The organism is Butyricicoccus intestinisimiae, from assembly GCF_018918345.1.
In the GTDB taxonomy this organism is placed as follows: domain Bacteria; phylum Bacillota; class Clostridia; order Oscillospirales; family Butyricicoccaceae; genus Butyricicoccus_A; species Butyricicoccus_A intestinisimiae.
Window position 1 is genome coordinate 1 of sequence record NZ_JAHLQI010000018.1, and the last position, 1,151, is coordinate 1,151.

The 1,151-nt window shown below is 53.3% G+C and carries 1 protein-coding gene and 1 pseudogene; both read left to right on the forward strand.

The genetic code is table 11. The annotated features are described in order from the left end of the window. Positions 1 to 5 precede the first annotated feature (5 nt). Positions 6 to 806: an acryloyl-CoA reductase electron transfer subunit gamma gene (gene acrB, locus KQI75_RS13440; RefSeq protein ID WP_216471339.1), complete on the forward strand. Its 801-nt coding sequence runs from the start codon at positions 6 to 8 to the stop codon at positions 804 to 806. 19 nt (positions 807 to 825) lie between these two features. Beyond that, positions 826 to 1,151 (forward strand): annotated as a pseudogene (locus tag KQI75_RS13445) (acryloyl-CoA reductase electron transfer subunit beta); the annotation flags it as partial.

A 1,151-nucleotide genomic window follows, 5' to 3' on the forward strand; every position in this document is an offset into this window, starting at 1 on the left:
GAATCATGAAAGTTATCGTATGCGTAAAGCAGGTTCCGGATACTTCTGGTAAGGTTGCAGTAAAGCCGGACGGAACTCTGGACCGCGCTTCTATGGCAGCAATCATCAATCCGGATGATAAGAACGCAATCGAAGCAGCACTGACCCTGAAGGATCAGACCGGCTGCAAGACCATCGTAGTAACCATGGGTCCTCCTCCGGCAGAAGGCATGCTGCGTGAGATCATGGCAATGGGCATCGACGAAGCAGTGCTGGTATCCGGCCGTGAGTTCGGCGGTTCCGACACCTTCGCAACCTCTCAGATTCTGGCAGCAGCAATCAACAAGATCGGCGTAGAGGACGATGACATCGTACTGTGCGGCCGTCAGGCAATCGACGGTGATACCGCACAGGTAGGCCCGCAGATCGCAGAGAAGCTGAACCTGCCGCAGGTTACCTATGCAGCAGACATCAAGGTAGAAGGCCGCGATGTAACGGTAAAGAGAATGCTGGAAGATGGCTACATGACCATCAAGACGCAGACTCCGTGCCTGATTACTGCAATCAAGGAACTGAACACCCCGCGCTACATGAGCGTAGGCGGTATTTTCGAGACATACAGCAAGCCGATGTCCGTATTTGACTTCAACACTCTGAAGGATGATCCGCTGATCGAGCTGGACACCATCGGCCTGAAGGGTTCTCCGACGAACATCTTCGCATCCTTTACCCCTCCGCAGAAGGGACAGGGCGAGATGCTCGAGGGCGCTGACCAGAAGACTGTTGACGTACTGGTTGACAAGCTGCTGGCAAAGCACATCATTTAATTGAAAGGAGAAACAACAAATGGCTGAGTTTAAGAATTCCGGAGAGAACATGAAGGATTTCAAGGGCGTTTGGGTATTCTGTGAGCAGCGTCAGGGCGAGCTGCAGAGCACCGTCCTTGAGCTGGTATCCGAAGGCCGCAAGCTGGCAGACGATCTGGGCGTAGAGCTGGCAGGTCTGCTGGTAGGCGATCAGGTAGAAGGCCTGGCAAAGGAAATTGGCGCATATGGCGCAGACAAGGTAATTCTGGTAGATGATCCGGCACTGAAGGATTACACCACCGATGCATATGCAGACGTTATCTGCAAGGCAGTTATGGACAAGAAGCCGGAGATCGTACTGATCGG